This window comes from Desulfobacterales bacterium, assembly GCA_021647905.1.
Classification (GTDB): Bacteria; Desulfobacterota; Desulfobulbia; order Desulfobulbales; family BM004; genus JAKITW01.
The window spans coordinates 21193-29798 of record JAKITW010000027.1 but is presented as its reverse complement, the minus strand read 5'-3'; the positions used below and the strand labels follow the sequence as shown (position 1 = coordinate 29798).

Sequence of the window (8606 nt, the reverse complement as noted above, 5' to 3'; positions counted from 1 at the left end):
GCTTATGGCTTCCGAATCGCCGTTGCGGCGAAGCGAGTTCCTGCTTGATAGCCTGTTTATGAACAGCCGGCCCTTCTCAATGGAGCGGCCGTTGGTAGAAGAAGACCCCTTTCCCGACAGGAGGGGGTTACTGAATGTTTACCGGGATCATTACGAATAGAGTACGGTTTTGACCGGGGCCGTCCCGATCCCCGGCACTACCCCGGCTATTCAGCCGCAACCTCAAAAACAAACCAGGAGCAGACCATGCCGGCGATCATCCATCTTGACATGGATGCCTTCTTTGCCTCGGTGGAGGTCCTGGACAACCCGGAGCTGCGGGATAAGCCGGTGATTGTCGGCGGCAACCGGCAACGGGGGGTGGTGTCAGCCGCTTCTTATGAGGCGAGAAAATTCGGCATCCATTCGGCCATGCCCATGGCCGAGGCCATGCGGCGCTGCCCGGACGGCCTGTTCATGCCCCCGCGCTTGAACCGCTACCGTGAGGTATCAGCCCGGATCTTTCGCATATTCGAGCGCTTTACCCCGCTGGTCGAACCGCTCTCCCTGGACGAGGCCTTTCTCGACGTCAACGGCTCCATCCGGTTGTTCGGCCCGGCCGAAGAGATCGCCCAACGGATCAGAAAAGAGGTTCACCAGGAAACCGGGCTCACCGTATCGGCCGGGGTGGCAGGCTCGAAGCTGATTGCCAAGATTGCCTCTGATTACAAGAAACCGGACGGGCTCACCCTGGTCAGGCCGGGTGATGAAGAAGAGTTTCTAGCTCCGCTGCCGGTCAAGCGGCTCTGGGGGGTTGGTCCGGCCGCACAGAAAACCATGACCCTGCTCGGGGTCCGCACCATCGGAGATCTGCGCCGGATATCCTTGAAGATACTGACCGCTAAATTCGGCAAGCAGGGGGACTATCTCTATCATGCCAGCCGGGGCATCGACTGCCGCCCGGTCCGGCCCCGGCAAGAGATCAAGTCCATGGGTCACGAGGAGACCTTTGCAGCCGACCTGATCGATCTCGACCGCATCCACAAGGAACTGCTGGCCCTGGCCGAAAAAACGGCCCGCCGGCTGCGCAGCTCGGGTCTCGCGGGGCGAACCCTCACCCTCAAGGTCAAGTACCATGATTTCCAGCAGGTCAGCCGCTCAATCACCCTGGACGCGCCCATTGACGACGCCCGGGAGATCTGGAACCAGGGATGCCGGTTATTGGATAAAACCAGGGCCGGCCGCCAGCCGGTCCGGCTCCTGGGGCTTTCTCTCTCCCAGCTCAAGGCGGACCATACCGTGCAGTTGCCCCTCTTCCCCGATCCCAGCGACCCGGCCAGACGCAGACAACTCAACACCGCCCTGGATAGGATCAAGGACAGGTTCGGCACCACCGCCATCCTGCCCGGCGCCTTGCTGGACCATTGACGTAAGCGACCCACCGCCACCCTCTTCCTGCATATCGACCAGGCCGGCCGGCACTCCGATCAGAACGCAGGGGTATGATCGCGGGACTTACTTCGGCAGAATATGATAGACAACGGTCAATTGCCGATATTTGTCAACATAGGCGTTGACAAGCTCCAGCCCGGCGGGAGGGTCCTTAAAGTCGAGCAGGGGAGCGAGACCAGGCCTTAAGGCCGGAATATATCGGCTGGAAGCGATCCAGTATTTTATACCGCGCACCCTGGCAAAGTGGATAATATCCTCAATCCTGCCCGCAGGCAGGGTGGCGGTAACCGCGCCGGCATAAAAAGGAACATGGGATGTCCGGTCGAAGACCAATGCATTGGCTTCGATATCCTGGCCGATCCTTGCGCCCAGTTCTTCAAACAGATATCTGTTGTCCCAGGAATTCTGCGTTCTAATGAAAGACAGTGTGCCCGGCAGCATAGTCAGGCAAAGGATGCCGTAGAGCAGGATAGCGCGTATTCGCCGCTTTTTCCCCCGGGGCCGCTCTCCATGGGGGGAACCGACGGCCAAATCGATCAGAACCGCCCCGCCGGCCGCAGCCGCCAGCAGCAGGAAGAGATAGGCGGAAAACATGTACCGGTCCCGCAGGTTCAGAAAAAGCGCCAGAAAGAGATAATATCCGCCAAACCCCCACAGGCAGAACAGGATCTCGCGATACTTCCGCCTTAAAATCCAGGCCACCAGACCCAGCAGAACCAGGATCAGCACCGGCACCGGATATGGCAGTTCCGCAGTGTCCGCCAGATAACCCTGGAACAGGGTGTTGAAGTATGCCCGGGCATAGGGGCCAGGATGGCTGCGCATCATCGAGAAAACCCCCTGGCCGGGTTCCTGCTCCCAGATGAAATGCTCTGCGTCCGGGGCCAGCGCGTCGCGACTTTCATACTCCCTGGAATAGCGGGTCTCGGCCCCGGCCTTTGCCAAATTTTCAATGTTGACGCTGGCCGGATCAACGGCCAGGGTCCAGCGACCGGTTTCATTGTGCAGATAGAGCAGGTGCGGAGAAATGGCGGTAAAAAAACCAGCAATGATCAGGACCAGCGGTATTGCCACCCTTTTGAGCCAACCCCTGAACCCGCCGCCATCCACTGTCCGGGTGACGCTAAACCAGACCAGCCCGAGCCCCAGAAAACCGATTGCCGCGAATCGGGCGACAAAGGCCAGCCCCAGCAGAACTCCCAGCAGGGCCGGCAGCCCATATTGATACCCCTTGCCCGGCGGCCCGCTCCCCTGCTCTTCGGGCCGGCTGGTAAGCACCCAGAGCAATGCCATGCCGCACCCGACCAGGAGGGCGGCCAGGGACTCGGTCAGAATAGTGCCGGAGTAGTAGACAAACTCCGGGATGATGCTTGCCAGGAACAGGGCGGTTAAGGCCCCATATTTCCCGGTCAGCCGGCGGGCCAGGAAATAAAGGGGGAAAAGAAAAAGGGTGCCGGCCAGAATGGACACCTGGCGGCCCACCTCGGCCAGATAGGCAGGCGCTGTTTCCCCTAAAGAGAGCAGGGCCACCAGGTGCGGATAAAGGGGGGCGCGACGGTAGCGGATCAGGGAGATATCACCGTTATGATGGATCCCGGAGAGAATGTTCCGGGCAATGGTCAGATAATCAACGCTGTCCGGGAAAAGACGGACATGGATCATCTGGCGGAGCAGCATGGCCAGGGCCATCACAACGGCCAGCAGGAGAAACTCACTCCTGGAGCAGCCGACCCAGGAGTCTTGAGAACTATCTTGATTCATCGGCGCTGTCATCCCTATGAGAATCTGCCGGATACAACCACGTTGAAACTCATCCTCCGCAACCTCGGCGGCAGGCTCCGGGCCAGCCGATGGTCAACGGCAACCGCCCTCTCGGCCAGGGGCTTGAACAGAAACTGCGGCTGCATGATCACCTCGGCAAAGGGGGTGGAGAAATAACCGTGAAAATCAACGGCAACATTGACCATCCCGTGCCGGGCAAAGAGATCGCGGAGAAAGGCGGGTGAAAAAAAGACCTGGTCCCGGGAATAGGACGGGTCCAGGAGCCCCCGGACAAAACGGGCGAAACCGAGCGCCGGATTGGAATTCTGGGGTTCAATCACCACCAGGAAGGCCCCGGGCCTGGCCAGCCGGCGCAGGCTGTCCATAACCCGGTCCAGTTCGGTCATGTGATGAAACACCCCGCCGGCAAAAATCAGATCAGCACAGCCAGGCTCCAAGTCCTGCTCCTTAATATTGGCAGCGATAAATTCCGTATGCGGGATGCCGGAGTTCAATAGACGCGCCTTTATAATCAGCTCCTCGGACTGATCAATACCAATATAGCGATCATAGCGCCCCTGCAGATAGGTGGCCGTGGCCCCCACCCCGCAGCCGATTTCAACCAGGACGCCCAGGCTGCGGCCCAGGTTCAGGACCGGCGCCAAGGCAAAAAAAAGCTTATCCTTCCTGGCCAGGGCAGAGGATGGAACAACATCCTTTCGGCAATACAGAGCCGCAATACTGTTATACAGGGCTCGATCCTGTTCTTCTCTGGACAAGACCATTTCTTCCTGCTCCTTGGACTTGAACAAAACCGTCCGGTCCGGCCGGACACCGGTTACGGCTTCATCCTTCGATCGATCAGATCAGCCAGCATACCGATGGCCAGGACCTGAATACCGGCCAGCAGGAACATCGGGATGGTCACCCCGTAGCCGCCGCCCTGCAACTGCCTGAGGCCGAACAGCACCGTGGATACCAGGATCAGCGAGATCCCGGCCGGCAGAAATATCCGCAGGGGGTCAAAGTAGAGAATGGTCCGGACAATCAGCTGGAGAAAGTTGAGGGTATCATGGATCGGCCGAATCTTCGATTTGCCGGTCCGGACATGATACTCAATGGGCAGATAAAGCACCCGGTAGTTATTGGAAAGCATGGCCAGGGTAATGGTTGATGTAAAGGAAAATCCATCCGGCAGGATATTGAGAAAACGCTGGGCAATCCGTTTGTCGAAAATCCGCAACCCGGAATTAAGATCCGGGATCCGGTGCTGGACCAGATAGTTGGCCAGTTTATTAAGGAGCCACTTGGCCGGCCGGCGGATTAGAGGAATCCTGGCCGCCGCGCCCAGCCGGGCACCGACCACCATATCGTTTTTATCCATGGCAGCCAGCAGATCCGGTATCTTTTCATTGGGATAGGTGCCGTCACCATCCGTGATACAGATCCAGTTGTATCTGGCAGCCCGGATCCCGCTCTTCAGCGCTGCTCCGTACCCTGCATTACGCTGGTGCCGGACCAGTCGAATCCCGGCAAGTCCGGCCAGTTTCGCCGGGGTGCTGTCGGTGGATCCGTCGTCAACCACAATGATCTCGCAGGGCAGGCCGAGCCTCCCCCCCACCTCGACAATCTGCCGGACCACTCCGACAATCCCCTTTTCCTCGTTAAACGCCGGAATCACCAGGGAGAGCCCGTGTGTCTCTCCAACACCGGCTTCCAATGATCGGCGAGCTTCAGTTCCCTCCATACCCATTTCCTTTTTTATGTTATCCATTCCCCAACCCCATTGGTTGCTACCCGGGCCCTTAAGATGAAAGTCGCCATGGGGACGGGCCCCTGCCCTGCCGGAGTAACGCCTTTCATTTCTTCGTTGCGGCCGGTCCCGGTCCCCGGGGCCGGCCCGAGCCGCCGGCGCCTGGCGCCCCTTGCGTTTCCCCGGCACCCGCCGGGGCAGGCAAGCCGGCAATAAGGGCACGGGTTGCGGCAAACCGCTCCTGCTCCCCAGGGGGCACCAGCGGAGCGACCATCTCCATGGTCTTTTCCCAGCCGGGCAGCCCCAACCCCTTTTCCAGACCCGCCACGGCCAGGTAAAGTTCAACCGTCGTCGCATCAAGGGGAAGGGCTGGAAGCATTTTTTTGAGCATCCGGTAAGTATCCAGGGCCAGGTTGCCGCTTGGCCGGGCAGGCCTGACAACAGTGAAACCAACAAAATGATCGATCAACAAACCGGGTTCGGCCCGGGCCAGTCCATAGTCCACCGCGTGACTCTCCTGCCCGGAAAAAGGGACAAAGGGATAACTGGAGTCCGGGGTAAGATAATATTCCCTTCTCTGAAAGAGGACAATCACCGGCTCCAGGGCTGCCCGGGCCAGGGCCGGGGCAAGACGTGGAATGTCCCGGATGGATGACAGATGGGCCGCTCCGCCCCGGTAATAACGGGAAAAACCGTAATAGGTCGGCTCCCAGCCGCCATAGGGATACAGGCTGTCAAAAAAAACCAGCTTATTCCGGTCAAGGGAACTACTGATATACCCGGCCAGCCCCTGCCAGTCGGTTTTTTTTCTGACCGACTTCATCGTCACGGTGGCGGCCGTTGCCCAGGCAACGGCGCAGAAAAAGGCCAGAAGCAACACCGCCCGGGCCGGCCCTGCCCTGCTTAACTTCGCCGTGCCGTCCCACAGCCCCTGGAAAGAGGCCGCGGCCAGGATCAGGCACAAGGGAAACATATAAGTGGCATAGGGGGCACGAAAAAAGTAGGGCGCTTTCGCCTGCATGACAAAAACATGCAGAATCACGGTACAGGGAAGCAGGAGAACCAGTCGGGTCAGGAGACGGCTGGTTCGAAGCCGCGGGCTGACGTACATGGACAGCGGCACCAGGAAAAGCAGGATAAGGACCGGCATGGCCAGCGGGTCAAGCTGCACCACAAAGGCCTGCCAGATCAGCAACGGATCAAAATTCCTTATCCCGGCGGCAATGGTACTGATCCCGAACCCTGCCGTACCATTGGCAAGAAAACGTCTGCTGGCGCTTAAGACGATCCACAGGAAGGGCAGATAGATCAGCAAGGCAAAACCAAAGGCAACAAGGGCGAGCCCCAGTTGTCCGCTCTGTCCGGAACCTCCTCCCTTGACACGGCAACGGCGGGCCAGGACCCATTCTCCGGCCAGCAAACAGCTTAACACGGTCAACAGCACCACCGGGGACACGGTGCGCGACAGCAGAAAACAGGTGGCAAAAAACCAGAGGAGCAGGAAACCGGCCCATCCCTTTCCCCGGCCCGGCCCACCCGCCAGAAACCGGTCCAGGGACCAGATCAGCCCGAGGAGAAAAAAGATCACAATGGAATAGGGCCGGGCCTCCTGGGAAAAATAAATATGATAGGGCAGAACCGCGGCAAGAAGACCGGTGCCGAACGCCACCGGCCAACTGCATATCCGGGCAACCAGGATTACCAGTAATAAGATGGCGCCGATCCCGAAGAGGGCGGCCGGCATGCGGACCGCGGCATCGGACCGGGAAAAAAACCAGATGAAATGGCCGATCAGGAAATCCAGGGGCGGCTGCTGGTTGGAGGCGGCCTCGAGGACGATCCGGGTAACTGAATGCGGATAATAGGAAACCTGCCGCACCTCATCCATATACAGGCTTTCATAACCGATATGATGAAACCGGAGTATTGCCGCAAAAAGCAGGAGCAAGACAAAACCGCTGTAAAAGGCGATAGGCGACCCTGCTGCTGGACGTGGATTTCTACCTGGCATGTGAGGTCACGATTTTCCTGATCGCCCCCCTTCCCCAGGGGACCGACCCGATAACAAACAGGAGTGCGTTGCTGGACAACATACCGGAATAAAACAAGATACAATATCACCGGGATGAGTACAAGCGCTCATTCCGTCCTCCCGGGGCCCAGGGACCGTCTTCCCCTTCCCGGGCGCCTGTCCCATAGGGCCCCCCTCTGGCCAGGACAAGCACCCGGCAGAAGGGAAAAAGCAGACCGACAATCATTGCACATATCCGGCGCCTGTGCTAATAAACTACAACTTTTAGCCAAAAACCTTGCTGCCGGCAAGTTCCCCGGGAATTCACCCTGTTAACAAAGCCCATGGTAAAACTCCAGAAAATCCTTCAAGCCGGAGCCATACTGGCCATCAGCCTCGTTCTGCTCGAACTCCTCCTTGCCCTGTACGACGGTCATACCAAAACCAGGCCCGCTCCTGACAAACAAACAGCCTTTGACTTGCGGATGCCGGCCCCGTATATCATGTTTCACGCCACCCCTGACAGCGATGTCACCATAACCACCAACCAGCAGCACCGGACTGAGACCCCGGCAACCCGCTTCATCACCAACAACGAAGGCTTCCGGCACCAGGGCGACATCCCCTACCGGAAGAAGGACAACGAGATCCGGATCTTTGTCCTGGGCGGTTCAGTGGTCCTGCACGGGTTGACCAATGAATCGACCATCCCGGCCCTGCTGGAGAAAAAACTCCAGGCCCGCTTCAAGGACAGAAAAATCATCTGCATCAATACCGGAATCCAGTCAGCGGATTCGGACCAGGAACTGGCTGTTCTGGTCCATCAGATCTTGAATTACCAGCCGGACATCGTGATCGCCCTTGACGGCTTCAACGACATCTGGACAAGGATGTACTTTGAACCACGGCTGGGTTATCCCTTCAACTGGTCCACTTACGAAAACGCCTGGCAGTCAAACCAGCGGCTCAAGCAGGCCCTGGCCGATCTGAGCACGCTTGATATGATCCTGGCCATGAGCCGCATCGCCACCCGCATCAATCCCGGCCTGAGCCTGGAGAACAGGCTGGCAACCTCCTTCTTCAGCCAATCAGAACCGCCGGCCGGCCAGTTGGATACCGTGGAGATCGCCGTCCGCCTACTTGACAACTGGCGCAAGATGTCCATCGTCACCCGGGGCGCAAACAGTAAATTCCTCGCCATCCTCCAGCCCGTCAATCCCGGGGTCAGGGATCAGCCGGTATTCAGATCCTTCTACGGCATCATGAACAAGGCGATCCGCCAACTCCACGAAAAAAACAGCTTGCCCTTCTACTCCTTTGACCGGGTCCTGGACCAGCAACAGGACCTTTTCTGGGACCCGGTCCACACCTATGACGAGGCCCACCGGATCTACGCTGAAAAGATTTCCGCGATTCTCGTTGAAAACGGATATATAACAGACTGATCGCGGACCGGCCGCGGGTAAAGTTTCGGTAAACCCCGTACGTTTGAGGTTGGACCGGGAAAGGGGTTTTCTTATAGCGAACGGTGTAGCGGACCCTGAGCCGCGGCCGTGACGGCAAAAACGGAATTTGAAACAACTTCGGCAGGATATGCTTATGGCTTCCGAATCGCCGCCGCGGCGAAGCGAGTTCCTGCTTGATAGCCTG

At 58.5% G+C, this 8606-nt stretch carries 6 protein-coding genes; 2 read left to right on the top strand and 4 right to left on the bottom strand.

The genetic code is table 11. The features are described from left to right. Positions 1–246: 246 nt before the first annotated feature. Positions 247–1407 carry a DNA polymerase IV gene (dinB, locus tag L3J03_05940; GenBank protein MCF6290516.1) on the top strand — a complete coding sequence of 387 codons (1161 nt, stop codon included), beginning with the start codon at positions 247–249 and terminating at the stop codon, positions 1405–1407. An 87-nt stretch (positions 1408–1494) separates the two neighbouring features. On the opposite strand, the gene L3J03_05935 is transcribed toward dinB, so the two are convergent. From L3J03_05935 to L3J03_05920, 4 genes are all read right to left on the bottom strand, one after another. Further along, positions 1495–3192 carry a glycosyltransferase family 39 protein gene (locus L3J03_05935; GenBank protein ID MCF6290515.1) on the bottom strand — a complete coding sequence of 566 codons (1698 nt, stop codon included), beginning with the start codon at positions 3190–3192 and terminating at the stop codon, positions 1495–1497. 14 nt (positions 3193–3206) lie between these two features. Further along, a complete protein-coding gene (locus tag L3J03_05930) occupies positions 3207–3977 on the bottom strand; it encodes a class I SAM-dependent methyltransferase (protein MCF6290514.1) in 771 nt (256 codons plus the stop codon). Positions 3978–4030: 53 nt separating this feature from the next. Continuing rightward, complete coding sequence (locus L3J03_05925) at positions 4031–4966, bottom strand: glycosyltransferase family 2 protein (GenBank protein ID MCF6290513.1); 936 nt, start codon at positions 4964–4966, stop codon at positions 4031–4033. Between the two features lie 85 nt (positions 4967–5051). Then, complete coding sequence (locus tag L3J03_05920; GenBank protein MCF6290512.1) at positions 5052–6956, bottom strand: glycosyltransferase family 39 protein; 1905 nt, start codon at positions 6954–6956, stop codon at positions 5052–5054. Between the two features lie 344 nt (positions 6957–7300). Here L3J03_05920 and L3J03_05915 point away from each other — a divergent pair, with 344 nt between their 5' ends. Then, positions 7301–8401 carry a hypothetical protein gene (locus L3J03_05915; protein ID MCF6290511.1) on the top strand — a complete coding sequence of 367 codons (1101 nt, stop codon included), beginning with the start codon at positions 7301–7303 and terminating at the stop codon, positions 8399–8401. Positions 8402–8606: the final 205 nt, after the last annotated feature.